This is a genomic window from Yeguia hominis, from assembly GCF_014384705.1.
GTDB classification, from domain to species: Bacteria; Bacillota; Clostridia; order Oscillospirales; family Acutalibacteraceae; genus Yeguia; species Yeguia hominis.
This window is the reverse complement of sequence record NZ_JACRSN010000022.1, coordinates 1-24132: the sequence shown is the minus strand read 5'-3', so window position 1 is coordinate 24132 and position 24132 is coordinate 1. Positions and strand designations below refer to the sequence as shown.

The 24132-nt window shown below is 50.5% G+C and carries 17 protein-coding genes and 1 pseudogene; 9 read left to right on the top strand and 9 right to left on the bottom strand.

Annotation, left to right across the window (positions count from 1 at the left end):
* Nucleotides 1-8 precede the first annotated feature (8 nt).
* Complete coding sequence (locus IAG03_RS14440; RefSeq protein WP_249320330.1) at nucleotides 9-2093, top strand: alpha-L-fucosidase; 2085 nt, start codon at nucleotides 9-11, stop codon at nucleotides 2091-2093.
* Nucleotides 2094-2186: 93 nt separating this feature from the next.
* On the opposite strand, the gene IAG03_RS12300 is transcribed toward IAG03_RS14440, so the two are convergent.
* From IAG03_RS12300 to trmL, 5 genes are all read right to left on the bottom strand, one after another.
* Complete coding sequence (locus tag IAG03_RS12300; protein WP_249320329.1) at nucleotides 2187-2978, bottom strand: C39 family peptidase; 792 nt, start codon at nucleotides 2976-2978, stop codon at nucleotides 2187-2189.
* Nucleotides 2979-3314: 336 nt separating this feature from the next.
* On the bottom strand, nucleotides 3315-4826 hold the full coding sequence (gene gpmI / locus IAG03_RS12295; RefSeq protein ID WP_249320328.1) for a 2,3-bisphosphoglycerate-independent phosphoglycerate mutase: 1512 nt from the start codon (nucleotides 4824-4826) through the stop codon (nucleotides 3315-3317).
* A 169-nt stretch (nucleotides 4827-4995) separates the two neighbouring features.
* The gene (tpiA, locus tag IAG03_RS12290) at nucleotides 4996-5766 is read right to left on the bottom strand and encodes a triose-phosphate isomerase (protein WP_249320327.1); all 771 of its coding nucleotides are present in this window, start codon (nucleotides 5764-5766) and stop codon (nucleotides 4996-4998) included.
* Between the two features lie 75 nt (nucleotides 5767-5841).
* Nucleotides 5842-7041: a phosphoglycerate kinase gene (locus tag IAG03_RS12285; protein ID WP_346726145.1), complete on the bottom strand. Its 1200-nt coding sequence runs from the start codon at nucleotides 7039-7041 to the stop codon at nucleotides 5842-5844.
* A gap of 104 nt (nucleotides 7042-7145) precedes the next feature.
* Nucleotides 7146-7640, bottom strand: a complete 495-nt coding sequence (trmL, locus tag IAG03_RS12280; RefSeq protein WP_249320326.1) for a tRNA (uridine(34)/cytosine(34)/5-carboxymethylaminomethyluridine(34)-2'-O)-methyltransferase TrmL — start codon at nucleotides 7638-7640, stop codon at nucleotides 7146-7148.
* Between the two features lie 105 nt (nucleotides 7641-7745).
* Between trmL and IAG03_RS12275 the strand changes: the two genes are divergently transcribed.
* Complete coding sequence (locus IAG03_RS12275) at nucleotides 7746-7976, top strand: hypothetical protein (RefSeq protein WP_249320325.1); 231 nt, start codon at nucleotides 7746-7748, stop codon at nucleotides 7974-7976.
* A gap of 72 nt (nucleotides 7977-8048) precedes the next feature.
* On the opposite strand, the gene IAG03_RS12270 is transcribed toward IAG03_RS12275, so the two are convergent.
* The 3 genes from IAG03_RS12270 to spoIID form a co-directional block, all read right to left on the bottom strand.
* On the bottom strand, nucleotides 8049-9071 hold the full coding sequence (locus tag IAG03_RS12270; RefSeq protein ID WP_249320324.1) for an acyltransferase family protein: 1023 nt from the start codon (nucleotides 9069-9071) through the stop codon (nucleotides 8049-8051).
* Nucleotides 9072-9174: 103 nt separating this feature from the next.
* The gene (locus IAG03_RS12265) at nucleotides 9175-10476 is read right to left on the bottom strand and encodes an MORN repeat-containing protein (RefSeq protein WP_249320323.1); all 1302 of its coding nucleotides are present in this window, start codon (nucleotides 10474-10476) and stop codon (nucleotides 9175-9177) included.
* A gap of 188 nt (nucleotides 10477-10664) precedes the next feature.
* Nucleotides 10665-11690 carry a stage II sporulation protein D gene (spoIID, locus tag IAG03_RS12260; protein WP_249320322.1) on the bottom strand — a complete coding sequence of 342 codons (1026 nt, stop codon included), beginning with the start codon at nucleotides 11688-11690 and terminating at the stop codon, nucleotides 10665-10667.
* A gap of 280 nt (nucleotides 11691-11970) precedes the next feature.
* Here spoIID and IAG03_RS12255 point away from each other — a divergent pair, with 280 nt between their 5' ends.
* From IAG03_RS12255 to IAG03_RS12225, 7 genes and pseudogenes are all read left to right on the top strand, one after another.
* Nucleotides 11971-13335 carry a citrate/2-methylcitrate synthase gene (locus tag IAG03_RS12255; RefSeq protein WP_249320321.1) on the top strand — a complete coding sequence of 455 codons (1365 nt, stop codon included), beginning with the start codon at nucleotides 11971-11973 and terminating at the stop codon, nucleotides 13333-13335.
* 29 nt (nucleotides 13336-13364) lie between these two features.
* Nucleotides 13365-14630 carry a hypothetical protein gene (locus tag IAG03_RS12250; RefSeq protein WP_249320320.1) on the top strand — a complete coding sequence of 422 codons (1266 nt, stop codon included), beginning with the start codon at nucleotides 13365-13367 and terminating at the stop codon, nucleotides 14628-14630.
* 802 nt (nucleotides 14631-15432) lie between these two features.
* Nucleotides 15433-16761, top strand: a complete 1329-nt coding sequence (locus tag IAG03_RS12245) for an ABC transporter substrate-binding protein (RefSeq protein ID WP_249320319.1) — start codon at nucleotides 15433-15435, stop codon at nucleotides 16759-16761.
* Nucleotides 16762-16886: 125 nt separating this feature from the next.
* Nucleotides 16887-17783: a carbohydrate ABC transporter permease gene (locus tag IAG03_RS12240; RefSeq protein WP_249320318.1), complete on the top strand. Its 897-nt coding sequence runs from the start codon at nucleotides 16887-16889 to the stop codon at nucleotides 17781-17783.
* A gap of 3 nt (nucleotides 17784-17786) precedes the next feature.
* Entirely contained in the window at nucleotides 17787-18614 is an 828-nt protein-coding gene (locus IAG03_RS12235) for an ABC transporter permease subunit (protein ID WP_249320317.1), read from the top strand.
* Between the two features lie 172 nt (nucleotides 18615-18786).
* The gene (gene yicI / locus IAG03_RS12230) at nucleotides 18787-21156 is read left to right on the top strand and encodes an alpha-xylosidase (RefSeq protein ID WP_249320316.1); all 2370 of its coding nucleotides are present in this window, start codon (nucleotides 18787-18789) and stop codon (nucleotides 21154-21156) included.
* A 676-nt stretch (nucleotides 21157-21832) separates the two neighbouring features.
* Nucleotides 21833-23013 (top strand): annotated as a pseudogene (locus IAG03_RS12225) (IS256 family transposase).
* A gap of 64 nt (nucleotides 23014-23077) precedes the next feature.
* On the opposite strand, the gene IAG03_RS12220 reads toward IAG03_RS12225, so the two are convergent.
* Nucleotides 23078-23809, bottom strand: a complete 732-nt coding sequence (locus IAG03_RS12220; RefSeq protein ID WP_249320315.1) for a GH32 C-terminal domain-containing protein — start codon at nucleotides 23807-23809, stop codon at nucleotides 23078-23080.
* Nucleotides 23810-24132 lie beyond the last annotated feature (323 nt).

Below are 24132 nucleotides of genomic sequence, written 5' to 3'. Positions count from 1 at the left end.
GAACCCGCGTGGCTTGGTATGAAAAGAATTATCGACGCAACCTGATTGATATGCATATTGAGGATTGGGATGACTCCTTTATGGCTTCCTTCGATCCGGAAAAATATGTCGCAATGCTGCAAAAGGCAAATGTTTCCTGTGCAATGGTGTATGCCAATTCCCATGTCGGCTATTGCTATTGGCCGACAAAAAACGGGAAAATGCATCCTGGACTTCACGGACGCGATATTTTCGGAGAAGTTGTGGATCGCTGCCATAAAGCGGGGATGGATGTCATTCTGTACTATACGCTGATCTATGACAACTGGGCTTATGCGCAGGGGCCGGAATGGCGAATTTTACGCGAGGACGGAAAGAATTCCCGCGAAGTAAACGGAACCTCCTGGGTGGATATCAATGTCGGCCGATATGGCGTGTGCTGTCCAAATTCCACGCAGTATCGGGACTACGTTGAAAAGCAGCTGACAGAGCTTGCGCATGCGTATGACTTTGAAGGCGTGTTTCTGGACATGACGTTCTGGCCGGATGTCTGCTACTGCGACCATTGCAAGCGTCGTTATGAAACGGAAGTCGGTGGGCAGATGCCGCGCGTCGTCGACTGGTCGGATCCGGTTTGGACCCGCTTCCAGGAAAAGCGCGAAGAATGGCTGATCGAGTTCCAAACGTTTGCGACGGGTGTTTTGAAACGGGAAAAGCCCGGTGTCAGCACGAACCATCAGTTTTCTACGGTAACACAGGGTTGGGTGCGCGGCGTATCCGAAAAGCATCGTCTGGCCTGTGATTATGTCGGCGGTGACTTTTATGCCGGGTTGCCGGAGCAGTCGTTTATCTGCAAGCTGTTCTATTCCATGACGGGAAGCTATGAATTCCATACCTCCCGCTGCACAGACCTGCGCGACCATACGACCAACAAGTCCAAAAGCGCGCTGGAACAGCAGGCTGCGATTGCGCTGGCGCACAACGGTGCGTTCCTGTTTATCGATGCGATTGATCCGACCGGGACGCTCAATCCGGCGGTCTATGAGACGGTAGGACCGATTTTCAAAAATTTTGAACGCCATGAACCATTCCTCGGCGGAAAAATGTGTCAGGACGTCGCGGTTTATTTCGATCTCAATTCCAAAATGAGCTTTGAAAATAACGGAAAACCGGTTCTTGCATGCAGCCAGATGCGCCCGGATATGCCGCATTTGACTGCGGCAGTCGGTGCAGCCAGAATTTTCAAAGAGGCGCATGTTCCTTATGGCGTGGTCAGCAAGCATAATTTTAAAGACGCGCTGGACAAGTATCAGGTTATCGTTTTGCCAAATGTTTTACAGCTGCAGGCCGATGCGGCGGAAGATCTGCGGCGTTATGTCCGGAAAGGCGGCTGTGTCTACGCGAGCGGCTATACGAGCACTGCTCTTTTGGGCGATGTGTTTGGTGTTGAAAAAATCGGGCTGACCAAAGAAGACATCACATACATTGCGCCTACAGCTGCGGGGCAGACACTGCTTCCGATGGGAAGCGAGAAGTACCCGATCGCGGTTTGCGACCAGCAGCAGCTTGTAACGGCAGCTGCAGATGCGACGGTGCTTGCAACAACGACGCTGCCGTATACGGTTCCCAGTGATCATAGTAAATTTGCCTCTATTCATTCGGATCCCCCGGGAATTCCGCTTGAAAATCCGGCGGTGGTTCTGCATTCTTACGGAAAAGGCCGCGTCATCTGGACGGCGGCGCCGCTGGAGAGCATGGGGCAGGAAAGCCAGGATCAGGCAGTGTTGTCTTTGGTTCGTTCTCTGCTTGGCAAACCTTGCGCGTTTTCGATGGAAGCGCCGCCTGCAGTGGAAGCAGTTGAATTCTGGCAGGAGGATCACGACCGTGCGATTGTAACGCTGATTAACCTGCAGACGCTGACGCCGCCGGTTCCGGTGCACGACATCCGGCTGACGGTAAACCTGAACGGCAAAACCCTGAAGCGCGCCTGCCTGCTGCCGGATTGCGTGCCGGTCGAAGCGGAAATCCGGGACGGCACAGCGACGGTTTCCATGCCGCCGCTTGCGATTGAGCAGATGATCGCGTTTGAGTTTGAGCCTGCAGGAAAAGCCTGATCGACAGTCTGAGATATCAAATAAGAATGCCGCTACCTGCTTTTTTCAGGCAGCGGCATTTTCCTTTTTAAAGCGTATCGAAATTGGATAGGTTCAGGATGAGAATTCCGGCGGCAGAATCACAAGCACTTGGGAAGCAAGCGCCTGGTAACGGTCTTCGGCCAATTCTTTGGGATAAGAAACCTGCGCGCCCTCTCCGGTTGGATCATTGAAATCGTAAGCGTCTTTGTCATATCCTGTCAGAACCAGACAGTGTTCTCCGCTGATCCAGGTAAATTGGTTTCCGTCAGGAAGTACCCAGGAATCTCCTGTGCCCGGCTCTTGCATGCCGACAGTTGCCCAGATTAAAACCGGGATTCCGTTTGAGAGATAGGTTTGCGCAAGGCTTGAAAGCGGTTGTCCGCTTACCGTTTGCAGCGTATAACCTTCCGGCAAAAACGTGGAAAGCGTTTCTGCAAGAACCGGTACGTAGCAGCCGAAGCTGCTTTCTGCATAAGGCGTTCCGATAAAGGCTTCGTTGGGGTTCGGACCGTGCCAAAGGCCGGTGTCGTCTTGCGCAATCGATCCTTTTGGCAATGCGGCAATGACCGCATCGACGGAAGCGGAAATTTTCCAATATTGAAGCAGCATGGTTGCGCTGACAACTTCACAGCCTGTGGGGTACTCGGTGCCCTGTCCCAAAAGGGGGACGGAGAGAAGGTGGCTTCCGGTATCCGCCGACGCAGGCTCTCCTTCTGGCTGAAGCTGTGTTTGTAAGGCCTGAAAAGATACCGGAGCGCCGGATACAGCCATTGCAACGGCGGCGCAACACACGGCAAGCAGCAGGAAGGTAGTGGCAAGCCAACAGGCGGCCGGGTGGCGGACTCTTCTTCGACGCGACTTCATAATAGAACAACACCTGCAATTTTGTGTTTGGTAATGGAGTGATTTTATTATGACGGCAATCCGGAAAAGAAGTCTCCTCAAAAAAGCAAAAAAAACGGCAAAAAATCGGACAGAGACGAAGCCTGCATTCGGAACATTGAGTCGTGCAGATTCCGACGCGTGTTCTCTTTTTGCATGTGTTTTTCCGAAAGCAGAGTGGCTGTTTACACAGAAAGCGCATGGCTTACCGAAACACTGAGCGTTGTATTGCGAAACAATCGTTTTTGCCAGGCCGGAATGCAAAAAAATCCCGACCAAAAGCGGGATCGCTTCTGGTCGGGAAAATGCGATAGAGCGTTATTCTGCGAGGCTTTTTCCGGTCATTTCCGCGGGCTGCGGCAGGCCGAGAATTTTCAGCATGGTGGGTGCGATGTCGGCAAGACGGCCGCCCTCACGCAGTTTGCAGGGATATCCAATCACGCAGAAAGGAACCGGGTTCGTGGAATGCGCTGTGAACGGAGAACCGTCCGGCTCATACATCTTGTCGGCATTGCCGTGGTCTGCGGTAATGAGCGCCACGCCGCCTTTGGCAAGAATCGCGTCGACAACTTTTCCGACACAGACATCCACGGTCTCCGCAGCAGCTTTCGCAGCGTCGAAAACACCGGTATGGCCAACCATGTCGCAGTTTGCATAGTTGAGGATGATCACGTCGTACTTGTCTTCAGCGATGCACCCGAGCAGGGTATCGGTTACTTCATAAGCGCTCATTTCAGGCTTAAGGTCATAGGTCGCGACCTTTGGCGAATTGATCAGCTTCCGATCCTCATTCGGATACTGCTTTTCCACGCCGCCGTTAAAGAAGAAGGTTACATGCGCATATTTTTCCGTTTCTGCAATTCGCAGCTGGGTCAGGCCCTTGTCGGAAATATATTTGCCGAAGGTGTTCTCCAAAGACTGCGGCTTAAATGCAACTTCCACATTGGGCATGGTCGCATCGTACTGCGTCATGCAGACATAGTGTACGGGAAAATAGCCCTTTTTGCGCACAAAGCCCTGAAAATCCGGGTCGACAAACGTGCGGGTGATCTCACGGGCGCGATCCGGCCGGAAGTTAAAGAAGATGATGGAGTCATTTGCGCCGATTTCTGCGCCTTCTGTGCAGACGGTCGGAACAACGAATTCGTCTGTGACGTCGTTTTTGTAAGATTCCTCTACCGCGCAGACCGGGCAATCTGCTTTGAGACCCTCGCCGTAAACCATAGCAGCATAGGCTTTTTCTACACGATCCCAACGGTTGTCACGATCCATGGCATAGTAACGGCCCATTACGGTTGCAATTTCGCCGACTCCGATTTCTTTCAGCTTTTCGCCGAGCTCTGCGACATATTCTTTTCCGGAAGTCGGCGGAACATCGCGTCCGTCCAGCAAAGCGTGGACATAGACCTTTTTCAGTCCGCGGCGTTTTGCCAGTTCGACAAGCGCGTAAAGATGAGAATTGTGGCTGTGTACACCACCGTCAGAAAGCAATCCGATCAGATGCAGCGCAGTTCCGTTTTTCACAGCACTGTCGATTGCGCCGAGGAATGCCTCGTTCTGGAAGAAATCGCCGTCCGCGATAGATTTGGTAATGCGGGTCAATTCCTGATAGACAATTCGGCCGGCGCCGATATTGGTGTGACCAACTTCTGAGTTGCCCATCTGGCCGTCCGGCAGTCCGACATCCATGCCGGATGCACCGATCTGTGTGCAGGGGTTCTCACGGAACAGGCGGTCAAGATTCGGCGTATTGGCAGCGGCAATCGCGTTCCCTTCCGGGGGAGCAATGCCGAAACCGTCCATAATAATCAAAATAAGGGGCTTTTTCATGTTCTTCCTTCTTTCCAGACACAAATCAACCGATTTTGTCCTGTTTCTTAAAACGCTCCCGTGCAGCATGTGGCACGGGAGCGTTGGTTTGGCGGTTCGTCATGCAGGACGGTGCCGGAACTTTCCAAAAAGCGAAAGCACCCGTGGCCGTCCCTGCGAAAAACGTCCCTTAGCCCTTGGTAGCAGCGTCAACAATTGCTGCGAAGTCCGGAGCTTTCAGAGAAGCGCCGCCGATCAGGCCGCCGTCAACATCCGGGCGAGAGAGGAGTTCTGCTGCGTTCTTTGCGTTCATCGATCCACCGTACTGGATGGTCAGTGCGTTTGCAGCGTCTTCATCATAAAGGCCGGCAACAACATTGCGGATCATGGCGCAAACTTCGTTTGCCTGGTCAGCTGTTGCGGTGCGGCCGGTACCGATTGCCCAAACCGGCTCGTAAGCGATGATGATGCGCTTGAGTTCTTCTTTGGAAACGCCCTGCAGTGCGACTTTGGTCTGCATTGCCACGATTTCGTCCGTGATGCCCATCTCGCGCTGTTCCAGATATTCTCCAACGCAGAGGATGACAGTCAAACCGGCATCAAGTGCGCCGCGGGTGCGCTTCTGTACGGTTTCGTCCGTGTCGCCGAAATAGGTGCGGCGTTCGCTGTGGCCGATGATGACATACGGTACGCCGATATCAGCGAGCATTTTTGCGGAGATTTCTCCGGTGAACGCACCGGACTCTGCCCAGTAGCAGTTTTCAGCGCCGATTTTGATGTTGGTGCCTTTTGTGGCTTCAAGCGCAGCGTACAGATCGATAAACGGAACGCACGCGACGACATCACAGCCGGCGTCTTTCACCAGCGGTGCGATTTCATTCAGAAGCGCAGTTGCTTCCTGCGGGTTTTTGTTCATTTTCCAGTTGCCGGCAATGACGGCTTTTCTCAGGCTTTTGTTCATAACAGAAAATCCCCTTTCCAGAATGGTTTCTATCCGGCGGGGCAAAGAAGCTTGTCCCGCCGGTCATTGGAAAAATTAGTCCTTGTCGTTGAGGCAGGCGATACCCGGAAGCTCTTTGCCCTCCAGAAACTCGAGGGAAGCGCCGCCGCCGGTGGAGATGTGCGTCATCTTGTCGGCAAATCCGAGCTTTACGACAGCCGCAGCGGAATCACCGCCGCCGATGATGGAGATTGCGCCGCTCTCAGCAACAGCCTTTGCAACTGCGATGGTGCCGTTTGCAAAATTCGGCCATTCGGAAACGCCCATCGGTCCGTTCCAGACCACGGTGCCAGCGCCGCGGATCGCGTCTGCAAAGAGTTCCTGGGTTTTCGGTCCAATGTCGAGACCCATCCAGCCGTCCGGGATTTGATCGGAAGCGGCGATCTGATGCGCAGCATCCTCTGCATAACGGTCTGCAACGACGTTATCCTGCGGAATGAGGAAGTTGACGCCCTTTGCTTTCGCCTGTGCCATCATATCTTTTGCAAGTTCAACCTTGTCGTTTTCGCACAGAGAAGCGCCGATGGAATAACCGAGCGCTTTGAGGAACGTATAAGCCATGCCGCCGCCGATGATGAGCGTGTCCACCTTATCGAGCAGGTTGCTGATGACGCCGATCTTATCGGAAACCTTTGCACCGCCGAGAATGGCCACAAACGGACGCTTCGGGTTGGCAAGTGCGCCGCCCATCACGGAAATTTCTTTTTGAATCAGAAATCCGCAAACAGCGGGGGAGAGGTAATCGGCAACGCCGGCAGTGGAAGCATGGGCACGGTGTGCAGTGCCAAATGCGTCGTTGACGTAGATTTCCGCCATGGAAGCGAGCTCTTTGGCGAATGCCGGATCATTTTTCTTTTCTTCTTTGTGGAAGCGGACGTTTTCGAGCAGCTCGACTTCGCCGTCTTTCAAGGAAGCGGCAATGCTCTTTGCGCTTTCGCCGATGACATCCTTGGCCATCTTGACTTCCTGGCCAAGTGCCTTGGAGAGATAGTCGGCGACCGGCTTCATGGAGAACTTCATGTCAAAGCCATCCTTCGGGCGGCCAAGATGCGAGCAAAGAATGACACGGGCATGATGATCCACCAGGTACCGGATGGTTTTCAGCGCTTCATTGATGCGCTTCGGGTCGGAAATGTTGCCCTCTGAATCAAAGGGAACGTTAAAATCGCAGCGTACCAGTACGCGCTTTCCGCTGACGTCGATATCCTCGACACTTTTTTTGTTCAGGTAATTCACGTTCAATGCACTCCTGTCTCTTTGAAAATGTTGAAAAAACAAATCAATTCCACCGTTTATTATACCCCCAAATAGGCGCAGTTGCAAGCGGTGGAAGCAAAATATTACCAGCTAAATTCCCGAAGTTTTCCCTCGCACTGCAGCGCCGGGTAGTGCCATTGCCGAAGCGCCTCATAGACGCCGATTGCGACAGAATTGGAAAGGTTCAGGCTGCGCGCATCCGAGATCATAGGAATTCGTACGCAGCGGTCCGGGTTTTCATGTAGGAGCGCTTCCGGCAGCCCGGCGGTCTCTTTTCCGAAAACCAGGTAGCAGCCGTCCGGATAAGAGACTTCTGAGTGTATATGCGGCGCTTTTGTGGAAAAATAGAAAAAGTTCCCGCTGTTTTTTGCAAAGAAATCCGCGAGATTTTCATAATAGGTGATGTCCAGAAGATGCCAGTAATCCAGACCCGCACGCTTTAGTTTTCGGTCGTCGATTGTAAATCCCATCGGACCGACAAGATGCAGCCGTGCGCCGGTTGCGGCACAGGTTCGTGCAACATTGCCGGTGTTTTGTGGAATTTCCGGTTCTACCATCACAATGTTTAAAACAGCCATGTTTTTTGGATCCGCGCACCAAAGCACGGATCTGCCCGCCTCCTTTAATGTTGGTTCGGAGAAAAAAGAATATTCGCGAAAGGAAAGGAAATGCTAATGGACGGAATGCAGAGAGTCATTCAGCTGATGAATCTTTTATGGAGGATGTATGAGATGTATAAACGCAGTATGACGATGACCAAAGGCGTCTGCATTGGCGTGCTTGCCGGCGCAGCCGCGACAGCCATCGGAACACAGATGATGAAGGACAAAAAACATCTGAAGAAAAATGCCAACAAAGCGCTGCACGCAATGGGTGATTTTGTCGGCAACATGGAAACAATGTTTAAAGGATAATCCAAAGCGAAAAAAGAGTCAAGGCCGCCGGCGTTTGTACCGGCGGCCTTGATAATAGTTGCAAATTGTTTTTTACACTTCCAATGGAGTGGCAGGCTTTCGCCCGAAACGTAAAACGGCATCAAACGGTCGTGAAAATATTTTTAGCGACAACAAAACTGCAGAGGCGACTGCAATCAGCAGCAGCGCAGGTTTCCAAAAAGTTGGCCCTAAAGTGTTTTCCAGCCATGGCACCAGATTTAGATAAATGAGTACATAGAACAACGGCTTATGCAGAAAATAAACCTGAAGTGTCCGCGTTCCAAATTGACTGATGATGGGAATCATACAAGTTGGTGTCAAAATTAAGATGGAAGCCCCCATAACGGTGGAAATGCTATAACAGAGAAGACGGTGAAAAAAGCTGCAACCAGGCAAGGCTATTTTGGCATAAGGAAGTCGTCCGGAAAACAGTCCGCGTAATGGATAGACAAGCTCCCGCTTGAAAAAGCATAGCAGCAGAAAGCTAAACACCAAAATGAAAGCCGGTATTCTTAGAAGTTTGTTCTGTAGGAATGTCTCGAGCCGTTCCGGCGTAAAAAAGTATCCCGCAAGAAAATAAGGGAAAAAGACGAGGATTCTTGAAAGATAAAAGAAGTCGGAGACCAAAATATCATAACCGGCAAAGCAGGCAAATAGAATGCAGAATGGAAGCAAAATGCGCGGATTTATAGAACGAAGCAGCCACGCAAGACCGAGAAAAGCTGCGAGTACAAATAGATACCAAGGAACGCTTGAATCTGCAAACAATTCAAATGGGGGATGCCTTCCGAATAGGCGTCTGATGAGAAAAATCGCGGCTTTCAGCGCATAACCAAGGAGAAGATATAGAAAGATCTTTCTTGCGCTGAAGGTGTCTGTTCGTGTAAAAAGCCCGGAGACAAAGAGAAAGAGCGGCATATGAAACGAATAAATAAACAGAAACAGGCTCTGAAAAACTTTGGATTGTTCGTCGAACGGATCGATAAAATGTCCGGTAACGACTAGGAGAATGAGAAAAAATTTCAAATTATCATAGCGGAATACCCGAGAAGAGACAGAACCGGATGCTTGCATAAAGAACCTCCTGAAAAATTGTGGTTTATCTGGCAAATTCAAAAAATACGCCGTTACCGATCTAGATACGGTCAAGGCGTCCAGTTTGACCAAGGCGCCGCGCTTACCGTTCTTGTACAGTTCCGTTAAAGGGCTTTCCGTCTTTCCACTCTCCAGAGAAAATCGGCTCGCCGGTACTGTCAAAGGAAACGCCGGCGCCTTCGCGTTTACCGTTTCGGAAATGGCCGCTATACAGAGGCCGGCCGTCTGCACTGAAAAGCGTGCCGAAACCGGAAACCGGATCGCCGGAAAGCTTTCCGATCAGTACCGTGTGATCTTCCGGGAACCAGCGGACTTCCAATGTTCGATGAACGCCGTTTTCGGATACGCCAAAGCTATGGAGCAGGCCGTCTCCGCCAAACACGGCGCTGGGCCCCTGCGGCATTCCTGCGTTCCAATTTCCAACGTGAATGCCGCCGGTTTCGCGCCGGAAGGAGACGCCGGTGCCTTCTTTTTTGCCGTTTTTCCATTGCCCGATATAGCAGGGTTGTCCATCCTTATAGTAATAGGCGCCGTAGCCGTCGCGGACACCGTCCCGATATTCCCCTTCATAAGCGGTCATTCCGTTGCGCTGTTCCGTGCGTCCGCGTCCGTGCCGTTCTCCGGCTTTGTTCAGCGCGCCGCGGTATTGATATTCTTTATCAATATCTACCGAAGATGCTTCTTCGCTGACGTCCCATCCGGAAACAGGCAGTGCAGCGGCAGGCTCCGGTTCCCAGGCCGGGATGGCATCGACCTTTCCTTCTAGAATTTCTGCGAGCAAAACCTTCCGTTTTTCTGCAGCCAGTTCCTCGCGGTAATAGCAGTAATCGATTCCGCCGTAATTGGCATAGAAACACGGTTCCCCGACGACCGCGTTCAGATAGCTGTTGATACGGGTGCCCATTTCAGTCGGACAGGCATACAGCGGTCCCTTTTGATACCCTCTGCGGGTGCGGTCATATTCCGTCAGAAGAATGCCGTTGCTTTCTTCCGCCGGAGAGACCACCGCGATCGGTCGGGTGGGGTTTCCCTCTGAAAAATAAGCGGTTTTCAGCCAGATATGGGAATTGCTGTATGTGGATTTTGACAGGATGCTGCCGTTTAAATTCCGGACAACAATACTATATCCGTTTTTTTGCGGGTAAGCCTTTTCCAGGGCAATTTTTCCGGATCGCAATTCCCACTTTAAACGCTTGCGTCCAAGCGCGCCGGCATAGACTGTTTCCAGACCGGCGATATAGGCGGAACCGCGAAGCCGGGACGCCCGCTGTTCTTCAAAAAATTGTTTGCGTGCCTGATAGAGCGGGCCGTGAAACAAAACGGCATTGTCTTTCCCCGGGAAATAGATACTGTAAAAGGTCGGGAATCCAAATTCCTGCGGCATGTTTTTGCCTCCTTGTTGTTTGGTGGATCCAGAACCGTATTGAGTCAAAAATGTAGCGCAAAGTTGTTTTGATGCGATCAAACTTTGCGGGTTTGAATGGTCGACAAGATTTCCTATATTTTATCATACCGCAGGGGAAAATGGTAGTGCTCAAATCGGATTTTTTGCATCCGGCACAGGCTCTCTGTTTAGCAAAGCGTTGTCCCGGGATAGTACCAGGCAAGAATTTCTTCACAAGCCATTCCCTGAGAGGCGAGGTAGTTGGCGCCGTTCTGACTCATACCAACGCCATGGCCCCATCCGCGAACATCAAAAACAGCCATGCCGTTGTCAAAGGCAAGCGTAAAATTTTGAGAGCGCAGAGAAAAAAGCGTCCGCACTTCTCCTCCGGTCAGGGTTACGCCGCCAATCGTTATTTCTGTTACAGCGCCTGCGTCGGTACGTTTGATCTCCTGAACCCAGGTCTCACTTTCGGCGCCCAGAACCGCATCCGGATAGGCGGAAAGGAACGTTTTTTGAAAGTCGGACTCCGTGAGCCTTACTTTGGTCCGATAGCCCGCCGCATAGGCGTCCCAAGGACTTGCGACCGGTTGCAGATAGCTGCGTTCTCCGCCCCAAATATCCGCGGAGGCTTCCGTGCTGCCGGCGGAAACAGCAAAATAAACTGCGGAAATCAGTTCGCCGTCGGACTTTAGCGTTTTGCCGAAGATGGTATCGACTACGTCGGTCAGACGTGCATAATAATCGTCAAAGTTTTCTCCCCATCGCTCCTGCATTTGCTCTTTGGTTGTATAAATATACCAGTCTTTAGTATTGACGGAAAAATCGGCGCCGTGCAGGGATGCATCCGGGTTTTGGCGCGCTTCCTGGCGCAGTTTGCTGTAGCAGGTATACGCGGCAATCCCCTGTGCTTTGAGCGCTTCTTTTTCGTATAGCAGCGGCATTTCGGTCACGATCGCGCCATACAAAAAGTCCCGGTCACTGACCGTCAAAAGATCTCCGGTGGCATCATCCAGCAGAAGAAAGACGCCAGAATCCATAGCGTCAGATGCAACCGGCTCTGGCAGAGAGGAGGACGCCGCCGGTGCAGGTGGCGCCGAGGTGGATTCAGAAGCGGGGTCGGCACCCGAAGCGGGGCGCTGTCCGCCGGCCATTGCGGGCAAAAAAATGAGCAATACCAACAAGAATATTGGAAAGATTATACGCCTTTTCATGTTTCCATCATCCTTTCTGTTTTCTGTGTGTGATTGCGCGTTTTTTCTTGACTTTCCTAGAGCAGTGTTATAAAATTAATAAATTAACAAGGGCGTTTTTTCGTTGGTTTGCAGAACAAATGAAACTTTATTTATGCAAGCTAATTTGAATAAAAATACGATATAACAAAAAATTGCTGTGTTTTTGGAATGTCTGTGTAGAACTAGGGCCGCACAGGCGTTTTTCAAAAAGGGCAGATGCAAAATTTGAGATACTCTTTTTGGATAGGAGGCTTTTCGTATGGATGAACTGTTTACGGGAAAAGAACACCTTTTGGCGCAAGGACTCGCGCATGATGTTGCGGAGTATAGCCAGATTGAACCGGAGCTCTTTGATAAATATCAGGTTAAGCGCGGTCTGCGAAATATTGACGGAACCGGTGTGATGGCCGGTTTGACCAACATCTGCAATGTGCACGGATACCTGATCAATGACGGCGAACGGATCGCCGACGAAGGCCGCCTGACGTATCGCGGGATCGATGTGCGGGATATTGTAAACGGGTGCCTTGCCGACGGACACTTCGGATTTGAAGAGGTTGTCTGGCTGCTTTTGTTTGGAAAACTTCCCACGCAGGCAGAACTGGATACGCTGTGCGATCTGCTTTACGAGTACCGGGAGTTGCCGGAATATTTTGCAGAGGATATGATCATCAAGGCGCCTTCCAAGAATATTATGAATAAGCTCGCGCGTTCTGTGCTGGCGCTGTATTCTTATGATGACAATCCGGACGACACCTCTCTGAGCAACTGTGTCCGGCAGTCTTTGCAGCTGATTGCACGGATGCCGACCATTATGACCTATGCGTATCAGGTCAAACGCAGGCATTTTGATAAGAAGAGCATGTATTTCCACCCGATTAATCCAGAATATCGGACTGCACAGTCCATTCTGAACGCAATCCGGCCCAATAAAAAATTTACAGAGGACGAAGCGCGTCTTTTGGATTTGTGCCTGATTGTCCACGCAGAGCATGGCGGCGGAAACAACTCGACATTTTCCTGCCGTGTGCTTTCTTCTTCCGGCACGGACACCTATTCGGCGGTTTCGGCGGCAATCGGCAGCCTCAAAGGCCCCAAACACGGCGGCGCCAACCATCGCGTGATGATGATGATGGATGACCTCATGGCGAACGTCAAGGATTGGGAAAACGAGGACGAAGTTGCGGCATATCTCGTGCGCATTCTGCGCCGGGAAGTCGGGGACCATTCCGGACTGATTTATGGAATGGGACATGCGGTATATACCAAATCGGATCCGCGTGCAGTCATCCTCAAGGAGCAGGCCTCCAAAATTGTGGCGCAGCATGGAATGGAGCGGGAATTCCGCCTGTTTGAGTTGGTGGAGCGGCTCTCTCCGCAGGTCTTTGCGGCGGAGCGCGGAAACACAAAAGAAATCTGTGCGAACGTGGACTTTTATTCCGGGCTGGTTTATCGGATGCTCCGGATCCCGGACGATCTGTTTACGCCGATGTTTGCAATTGCAAGAGTACCGGGATGGTGTGCGCACCGTATTGAGGAAATCACCACAAACGGACGGATTATGCGTCCGGCATACCGTTCGCTTTCGAAGAGTAAAGAATACGTGCCAATTTCGGAAAGGTAAGGGATGCCGTTATCAAAAGGCTGTGGATTTTGTTTTCCGTTTCACTTTGCCTGCTTGTACCGTTTCGGTTCGTACAGCTGATTTTATGGACAGAGGCGGATACCGGGTTTTTGACCGACGGGCTTCTTTCCAAAAGCATCTTGTTTGGGGGACTGCTTTTGGTGCTCCTCCTTCTTATTCTTATGAGCGCGAAATGCAAAAATTTCCCCGAATCGTACAGACCCGTGAAAAACTTTTCGGTAACGGTCGCGGCTGTTTTAGCCGGTGCGGCGATTATTTTGAAATCGATATATGAAATTTATGAAGTTGCGGTCTTGGGTGTCCATGGTGTTTCCGGGACTTTTACAGACGGACATCCGGCCTTTTCTGTAGCGCTTTCGGTGCTGGGCCTGGTTGCCGCAATGATGTTTTTCGTAATTGCGGGAAATTTCGGTTCCGGCAGCAACACCTTTCAGGCGCTTCCGATTTTGGCGCTGCTCATTCCGCTTTGGCACTGCTACAATCTGATCATTCAGTTTGTATCGACTGTTTCGGGTGCAAGCGTTGCAGAAAACGCGCTGGAAGTTTTGACGCTGGTGTTTGCGCTATTGTTCCTGTTCTTTCAGGCGGAACTGCTTGCCGGGATGGATCCGGCGCGCGCAGTCCGGCGGTGTTTTCTGTTTGGATTCCCGGCGGTCTTGTTTGCAATGTTGTCGTCGCTTCCGGTGTGTGTGATGTATGCACTTCAGATGCCGGTTGCATCTTCCTTCTCCATGTTTTTACACCTTGCCAATCTGTGTATTGCGCTCTATATTTTTGCGTTCCTGATTGCGCTGACCCGGAACGTCGATACAGGGGCAGAAGCGCCGGTTTTAGATCCTGCTTTCGGATATTCGGATGGGTTGCCCGAGAATGCGGCGGAGCGCGCGGTTTCTCCGGAACCGCAGCCGGATTCTCTTTTAGAAAAGGCAGCACCTTCTGTTCCGGCGGAATTTCAAAATCAGAGGGACGTAAAGCCCGCAGAAGAAGCGCCGCGCCCGAAAGTACCGGCCGCAGAACCCGTGCCGCCCGAATCGGTTCCGCAACCAGAACCGATACCGGCAAAGATCCAGCCGGAGCGGTCACAGCCGAAACCGGTGCCGTCTGAACCGGAGGTACGGACTTCCGTTCAGAATCAGCAAAGTCAAACGGAAAATCCGGAGATCCCGGCGCAGGAGAAACCCGAAGCGGATGCGCGCAGAGCGCGGATTGACCGGCTTTATGAGACCCTGATGCAGGAGCGCAGAGAAGCCCGTTCACAGGAAAAGAAGCTCTGAGTTTAGAATGTTCCTGTTTTTAGAGCCGCCAAAACAAAAAGGCAAACTTCCGCAGGGCCGGAATGAAGGGAGCCCAAAAAGAGAGACCATATTTTCAGCTGAAAACTGTTTAAGCAGCCGAAAGGGCTTGCTGTCTGTGAAGTGCAGGCGGCAAGCCTTTTAATTTTGCCTTGCTTCGTCTGTTCTTGCAGGAATTCAAATATGCAATTCGTTCTTGTCTGAAGGGTTCTATAGACTGGATTTTTTGCAGGTAGAACGTTCGCTTTTCAGTAGACCAAAGACGTTTTCAATTCCTGTATTGTCCATACAGCTTCCTTTGCGGCGCATGCTCTGTTGGATGCCCTTGTTTTGAGGATTCGCTGGTATTGTTTGTTCTGGTAATTTGTCCAGCTTGCTGAATCAAATGCAGAATGATGAAGGCTGGCTGACACATTTGGCTGCGGGCATAGGGCCCAATCGGAAATCCCGTCAGTCGATTCCCTTCATCATAAAGGAAAAGCGAAGGCTGATACACCCTTGCTTATCGTATTGCTAATTGGAATTCAACTCAAAATCTTTCCGGATGGGATTCAGATTCTTCATATAAAAGCAGCTTGTGCTCGATTTTTCATAAAAATGACGAATTAGGAACAATTGTGTTTAAAATTAATTAGAAATTTCATAAATAATTGCAAGATTATATGTCGAAATAGCAATAAATATATTGCATTTTGAAATATTACTGTGTATTATAATAATATAAAGCTTCGATCCTATTTGGATCGATCATAAAATTTTTGTTTTAAAAGGAGGAAACCACGCTATGAAAAGAGTTCTTTCCATCGTCCTCGCACTGATGCTCTGCTTGTCGGTTCTGGCTGGATGCACAAGCTCTACATCCACGTCATCTGTAGCATCGGAGAGCACGGAGAGCAGCAGTAAGCCCAGTTCTGAAGATAGCTCTGAGCCTGCTTCCAGCGAGGGAGAAAGTACATCGGCGTCTAATTTTTCCGGAACGCTTGATGTTTGGCATTACTTCTCCTCTAACGCAGAGGTGAACGGCATGGCGAAGATTGGCAAGGAATTTATGGCTGCCAATCCCGACGTAACCGTCAGCATTACCCAGTTTCCGCGTGAAGAGCTCATTAAGCAGTACACAATGGGTGCAGTGTCCAGTGACCTGCCGGATATCGGCATGATGGATAACCCTGAAATGCCCGCTTACATTGAGATGGGCATCTGCGCAGATGTCACGGAGTATTTTAATGCGTGGGAGGAATCTCAGTACTTCTATGAGGGCCCGCTCAACTCCTGCAAATCCGGGGACAAGGTTTACGGCCTTCCGCACAATTCCAACTGCCTTGAGCTTTTTTATGATGTGGACGCGCTTGAGGAGGCTGGCGTTACGCCGCCGACGACTTGGGATGAGTTGACCGCTGCTTGCGCAACGCTCAAAGAGAAATTCCCGGACAAGTATCCGCTTGCTTTAAGCGCAATCAACAACGAGGAAGGTACTTTCCAGTTCATGCCGTTCCTGCTCTCTACGGGCGCTACGATTGATGATCTCGCTTCTGAGGGTGCAATCAAGGCAATTACTCTTTGGAAAGATTATGTCGACAACGGGTATATTCCCAAAGACGTGATCAGTTGGGGCCAGGGCGATGTCAACACGCAGTTTATGTCCGGCAATGTGATCATGCAGGTTAACGGACCGTGGAACATCTCGACCCTCAACGCTGACGCCCCGGATAAGAATTGGAACGTCTGCCTGCTGCCGAAGGACAAGGAGTATGCTTCTGTGCTCGGCGGTGAAAACTTTGCAGTCACGACCGGATGTGAAAATCTTGATCTTGGATGGGCTTTCCTGAGCACACAGTGCAGTGGCAAAAATACTGCGGAGTTCTGTGCGGCGGTCGGAAAGTTCTGCCCGCGCAGTGATGGAAATGAATACAGCGATGTTTGGTCGACTGATCCGATTCTGGGCGTGTTCAACGAAGGCATGCAGTATGCAATGCCGCGTGGACCGCATCCGAAATGGAATGAGTTCTCCGGCGTCATCAGCGGTACAATCCAGGAGGTTCTGACCGGAGCGAAAGAGCCGGCACAGGCAATGCAGGATGCACAGGCCAAGGCTGCCCAGATCATGGGCTAACTGAGAGTTCCTGAATTTATTCTGCTCTGCTTTTAAGGATGCAGTGCTGGGGCGGGCAAAATGATGCCCGCCCTCTTTTTAAACAAACGGCTTCCGAGAAAGCGGATGGGAATCGGAGGTGCATGATGAAAAAAATTTTTTCCAAACGGCGGGAATCGCTGACTGGTGCGGCGTTTGTTTATCCCGGCTTAATTTACATGATGCTTTTAATCGGATATCCGATTGTATATAATTTTATAATCAGCTTTCAATATATGGATGTCACGACCGTAAAGAGCGGAAATGCGGAGTGGGTAGGCTTTGAGAACTATAGCACCCTCTTCCGCGACGATATTCTCCTGAAAGTTATGGGGCAGACGTTTACCTTTACTTTCTGGTGTATTCTGTTCCAATTCGGGATCGGCCTGCTGCTTGCAATCTTCTTCAATCAGAAATTTGCGGCTGCCAAAGCTGTGCGCGGGCTCCTGCTGGTGGTTTGGGTTGTCCCGATGACTGTTACGGCGTTCATCTTTAAATTTATGTTTCAGACTGACGGCGGGCTGTTCAACGTCCTCCTTTCCGTCATTGATGTTGCCCCGGTGAGTTGGCTGACCAGCGAGTCGTGGGCAATGTTCTCCGTGATTTTTACAAACTGCTGGGTTGGAATTCCCTTTAACATGATCCTTCTGGTTGCCGGTCTCAACGGCATTTCGCAGGACATCTATGAGAGCGCGTCTATCGACGGTGCAAACGGGATTATGAAGTTCTTCAAGATTACGCTCCCGATGCTCAAACCGGCGATCATATCCGTTTTAATTCTAGGGGTCATCTACACGTTCAAGGTGTTTGATCTGGTACAGGTAATGACTTTTGGCGGACCTGTCAATTCGACGCACCTGCTTTCGACATATTCATACCGCCTGGCATTCGCAGAGTATCGTTTTAGTGAGGGCGCGGCGGTTGCCAACATTCTCTTCATCTGTCTCCTGCTGGTTGCATTGCTCTATCTGGGCCTGATAAAAAAGGAAGAGGAGGAGATTTGAGTCGTGAAAAAACGTGCTGTTCCGATTATTATGAATATTGTCTCCGTTATGCTTGCGGTTATCATGCTGTTCCCGATCCTCTGGATCATGCTGAATTCCTTTAAGCCGGAGCCAGAGGTTTTTGCGAAGCCGATCACACTTCTGCCGAAGGTTTGGACAGGTGTTGCTTACTCCCAGTATCTGGTAGAAAACAACATCATACGTGCTTATATGAATACCTTTATCGTTGCGTCCGCTTCTTTGGTTGTTGGTATGATTTTTGGTGTATGCTCCGCATATGGCCTTGCGCGCTTTAAAATGCGAACCAGCAGGCTTGTTTTGATACTCTTCCTCGTGACGCAGATGCTGCCGTCGTCTTTGATGTTGACACCACTGTATCTCAATTTCAGCAAGATTAGACTTCTCAATACATATTGGGCTCCGATTCTTGCGATTGCGACAATCAGCATTCCTTTTGTTGTAGTTATCACGCGTCCGTTTTTCCTCAATCTCCCGAAAGGAATTGACGATGCGGCGCGGATCGACGGCTGCAATGCGTTTACAGCCTTCATCCGTGTGATGCTTCCAATTGCGAAATCTGGTATCGTTACGGCAGCGGCACTGGCGTTTATCTTCGGTTGGAATGATCTTATGTATAACATGACCTTCAATACGAAAGTGGAGCTTCGACCGCTGACCTCTATTATATACAACCTCATGCCTAAGGGAGGAATTAAGTGGGCTGGCGTTATGGCGCTTGCAACAGCGTCTGTTGTCCCAATTATTATTTTGTTCCTAGTGCTGCAGAATTACATTATCAGCGGTCTTGCCGCAGGTGCGGTGAAAGAATAAAATTAAAATGTGTTTCTGGAGCTTTTGCAGCTTTTTTCTAAAATATACGTCGTATTTTCATGGCTTTTCGGAAAGCGCAAAATTGTCTGCTGAGAATCACAAATAACGCAGAATTTTTTGTGTGTGATTTCGTTATGACAAGTTAAAATGTTTTATTTTTAGGAGGATGGTTATGAAATTCACAGATGGACTTTGGCTGAAAAAAAGCGGCACGAGTCTGCACCGCGCACATGACATGTGGCGTTACCGTATTGAGGGTGATGAGATTGAGGTCTTGGTTCCCTGCCGGGAAATTCGCGGAATGCACGACACTACGGAGGGTTCCTGTTTGACATTTCGGTTTTCTGCACCGCGTACAGATATGATTTCCGTGAAGGTGCTTCATTATGCCGGACGCATCAAGCGCGGACCGTATTTTGGTTTGGATCTGGATAAACCTGCGGTGGACATTGTGGACAGTGAAGATACCATCACGATGACAAGCGGGAAGCTGCAGGCTGTCCTCTGCAAAAAGGGCAATTTCGGGTATCACTTCTACTACGACGGAAAGCCTCTCACTTGGGCCGGCAATCGTGGCACGGCTTATGTGACGGATGTTGATTATGAAGCAGATCAGCGCTGTGACTACAATGCAAATCCGCCATACCCCTACAGAAAAGAAACATATGTGCGGGAGGCACTGTCTCTGGATGTCGGGGAGTATATTTATGGCTTCGGTGAACATTTTACTCCAATTGTGAAAAATGGGCAGTCTATCGATATCTGGAACCGTGACGGCGGCTCCGCTTCCGATCAGGCATACAAAAATGTTCCATTTTATCTCTCAAACAAGGGTTACGGCGTATTTGTCAATACACCGGACAGAGTGGAGTTTGAAGTCGGAAGTGCTAGCGTTCGAAATGTGGAATTCAGTGTAGAGGGCGAAGAGCTCGAATACATCGTGATTGGTGGCGGCTCCCCAAAAAAGGTGCTTTCTTACTACACTGCACTGACCGGAAGAACACCGGTTCCGCCCGCGTGGAGTTTCGGCTTGTGGCTCTCGACTAGTTGGGAACCGGATTCCAGTGCAGAGATCACGATGGATTTCGTCAATGGAATGGCTGACCGTGATATCCCGCTGAGCGTGTTCCATTTTGATGCGCGTTGGATGGACGACTTTAACTGTTGCGATTTTATCTGGGCGGATCGTTTCGGCGATGCGCCGGAGATGCTCCGAAAAATCCACGAGAAAGGCGTAAAAGTTTGCTGCTGGATTAACCCCTATGTTGCACAGCAGTCCCGTCTCTTTCCAGAGGGCGCGGAGAATGGATACTTTATTAAGCGGCAGGATGGCAGCGTCTGGCAGAGTGACAATTGGATGGCCGGAATGGCGGTCGTAGATTTTACCAACCCGGCGGCCTGCAAATGGTATGCAGACCGCCTCGGCGAGATCATCGATATGGGCGTTGACTGTATCAAGACAGACTTCGGGGAGAGAATTCCGACGGACGTTATCTATTTCGACGGTTCTGACCCCCGAAAAATGCACAACTATTATCCGTATCTCTATAACAAGACCATCTTCGGCATGCTGGAAGAAAAGCGCGGCAAGGGGGAGGCAATCGTATTTTCGCGGTCTTCCACAACCGGTACGCAGCAATTTCCGGTCAATTGGGGCGGGGACAACGAGGCTACCTATATTTCCATGGCGGAAAGCCTGCGCGGCGGCCTCTCCTTCTGCCAGTCCGGCTTCGGATACTGGGCGCATGATATCAGCGGATTTGTCGGTACCGCCACACCGGATCTTTATAAGCGCTGGACTGCGTTCGGTATGCTCTCGACCCACAGTCGCTTGCATGGCATGTCCTCTTATCGTGTGCCGTGGTGCTTTGACGAGGAGGCCTGTGAAGTGCTCTCTTTCTTTACAAAGCTTAAATGCAGCCTGATGCCGTATCTTTTCGCAGGTGCTGTGAATGTCAACCTTGCCGGTGAACCACTGATGCGTGCTATGATGCTTGAATTTCCCGAGGATCAGACCTGCCTGATGCTCGACCGACAGTATATGCTCGGCGACAGTTTGCTGGTTGCACCCATTTTCCGAGAGGACGGCGTGGTAGAATTCTATGTGCCGGAAGGTGTGTGGACCAATTACATCAATGGCGAGCAGTTTGAGGGGGGAAAGTGGTATACACGCAAGTATGATTACTTCAATCTGCCACTGCTGGTTCGTGCAGGTGCGGTGATTGCGCGTGGTTCCGTGAATGCGAAACCGGATTACGATTATGCGAATGGCATAACCTATGAGGTGTTTTCGCTTGCAGACGGCCAAAAGGGCGGTTGTACGGTATATGATACCGCGTGTGCAGAAGCGGTCAAAATGGAAATCGTACGTAGCGGAAATCAGATGTCGGTCTCTGTTTCCGGACGCGATGCCGGAAAGCCCTGGGCGGTGCAGCTGCGCGGCGTAGACGGTGTACAGAAGATTGCACACGGTACAGCAGAGGCTTGCAAGAATGGCGTTTGCATCCGTGCGGCCGGAGATACTGTAATCATCACACTGTAATCCGTTAGGAAGTCATATGCAAGACAACAAAACGGCGGACAGGGAGACATGTATGCCGCCCTACCCATACCACGGTGTAAGAAGATCAAAACTATCTACACATACGGTGAAGGTGGGAATCTCGCAACCCGGAAGGAAGGCGGCTGCACGATGAACGCTGCCTCAAACGCCGTCATGCCGAAGGATCCCGCGCCCCACACCTATGAGGCACAAACGGAAAGGATTAGCTGGCGGCGTACAGTGGAAAGGCGATTGGGCAGATGGAATTTTGGGGAGATTTTGTACTGTGAGAAATGCAGTACTATCAATTCGAAATTTTAATGAAGTCAAGCGGAATTTTATTGTCTTTTTCAAGCGGATTTAGCAGGCAACGATACGATTTTGCACGACAAAAGGCCAAACGCCATTAAACAGTGGAATTAAGAGCGGCTGATTACCTAACTTTTTCAAACGATACCGCACGATAGAAAACGCATTCTGCAGCTCATAATTTGAGGGCCGCAGCTTCAAATCCTGCCATCCGCAATCAGCTTGTGCAATCAAAAAAGATCTTGCACCGGAAAAGGATAATGTACAATAACTTGCGCAAATTGAAACGAGCAAAAAAGAAGACATCGCTTGCAGGCTCTGGTAGAATGAAGTCACAACACAAACATTCGAAAGGAGACAGCAAACGATGTCCAAGAAAATTGTACAGCTAAATGAGGAACTAGTTAGGGGGCAGATCAAGGAATTGGTCCGAAGCAGCGTGGAAGAAACCCTGAACGAGCTGCTGGAAAAGGAGGCGGAGTCCCTGACGCAGGCGGCGCGCTGCGAGCGCAGCGAGGCCCGTCAGGGACTCCGCAGCGGCCACTATGACCGGAACCTCACCACGACCTCCGGCGATGTCACGCTCCATATGCCGCGGCGCAAGGGCGTGTCCTTCGAGACGGCCGTCATCGAGCGGTATCGCCGCCGGGAGAGCAGCGTGGAGGAGGCCCTCATTGAGATGTACTTAGCTGGCGTTTCCGTGCGCCGTGTGGAAGACATCACCGAAGCCCTGTGGGGCAGCAAGGTCTCGCCTGCCACCGTCAGCGAGCTGAACAAGAAAGCCTACATGACTGGCGGAACCGGCCTTTGCAGGGCGGACGGTATCCGTATGTCTACGTAGCCGGCATCTACCTGCGCCGCAACTGGGGTGGAGAATACGAAAATGTCGCCATTCTGACGGCAATTGCCGTGAATGAGGACGGGTTTCGTGAGGTTCCGGGCGCTGCCGAGGGGATGAAAGAGGACAAGGCCAGCTGGGTCAGCTTCTTCCAGTGGCTCCGTGGCCGCGGTTTGGACGGCGTAAAGCTCCTCGCCGGCGACAAGTGCATGGGGATGCTGGAGGCCGTGGGCGAAGTATTCCCAGATGCCAAATACCAGCGCTGCATCGTGCATTTCTACCGCAATGTTTTCTCTGCTGTGCCAAAATCAAAGGTCAAAATTGCAGCGAAAATGCTTAAGGCGATCCACGCGCAGGAGAGCAAGAAAGCCTCCTGCGAGAAGGCAAGAGCTGTCGTTGCCGAGTTAAAAACAATGAAGCTGAAGGAAGCCGCCAAGAAGGTTGAGGACGGCATCGAGGAGACGCTGACCTGCTGTGATTTTCCCAGCGAGCACTGGACGCGTATCCGCACCAACAATGTGATCGAACGGCTGAACCGTGAGATCCGCCGCAGGACGCGTGTGGCGGGAATGTTCCCCGATGGGAACTCTGCGCTGATGCTGGTCTGTGCAAGGCTGCGTCATGTGGCTGGAACGCAGTGGGGCAACAAGAAGCACATGAATATGAAGCATCTGGAGGCGGATTTGAACGACGTCCCTATTGCTGGCTGACTTCATTCAGCCGGAGTCTGCAAACCTTTTTGCGCATAAATCTTGACAGTACCCAGCACTGTCCTTATGGCTGAATATTGGCAATTGAAATATTTGTGATCTTTATTTTTCCTTCTGTGACAAATAACCCCAAAGAATTGCCAGGCTTGCCATAAACTCGAACACTCAGTGCGATGTCATCAATATACAACACAGAAATGGTATCATCAACGATCAGTCTAATTCTATATTCTTTCTCTGGAGTTAGTTCCACCGGCCGTTCCAAGCCAATATTCATACAAGCAAACCATGGCAAATTAGGATTCCTCTCAAACACCACTTTATTTTCCGGGACTGAAATAAAATACTGACAAGACTCGCCAGTATTTTCGTCCTCATAAAACCGGATGCCGAACGAACGAACTCCAGCAGAAATTTTAACATTTGCTTCTAATCGATAGGTGGTACCACATTCCTGGTATAGTATAACTTCTTTTCTTTTCACTGAACTGTCAATAAATAGATCCTCAAGAAAAACAGGTGAACTAAATGAGTTCCAAATAGTATCCGGTATTTTTACACCTAAAGAACCATCGTCGCGTTGACAAATTTCATGGGGCAGGAAAGTGCCTCCCCATTCAAAATTTTTTGTATCATCGCAATTTTCTTTGGTTGGAACCCAACCGAAAAGGACTCTCTGCCCGTTTAAACAAAATGTTCTTGCGGCAGAATAAGCGCGACTATCAAATGCGTCATCTTTTGGTGTAAGCCAAGGACCCTCCATACATCGACGATATTGTTCTAAGTTCAAGAGCATTCGATCATCCAGGGGATGCTATTTCTATTTTTTGTACAGAAGGCGACCTTGATGTATTTGCAGCAAGTTATGGTGTATTTTAACTTCATCCAATGTAGCGTTTCCAAAAGAAGAGTTAAAATTTCCGAGCAGTCTGAACCGCACTCCGTCAAGAGGACAGCGAAAAAATATAAAGTTTTCCCGGCCAGCTGGACTGTACCCAAGAAAACGGACAGTGAAAAAAAGCACCTCCTGTTGTAGAATAGAAACTACAACAGGAGGTGCAGTCATGTCGAGAGGAGATACGAAAGCAGAGGCGCTCAGCGAAGAAGTGTTCCGGCGAA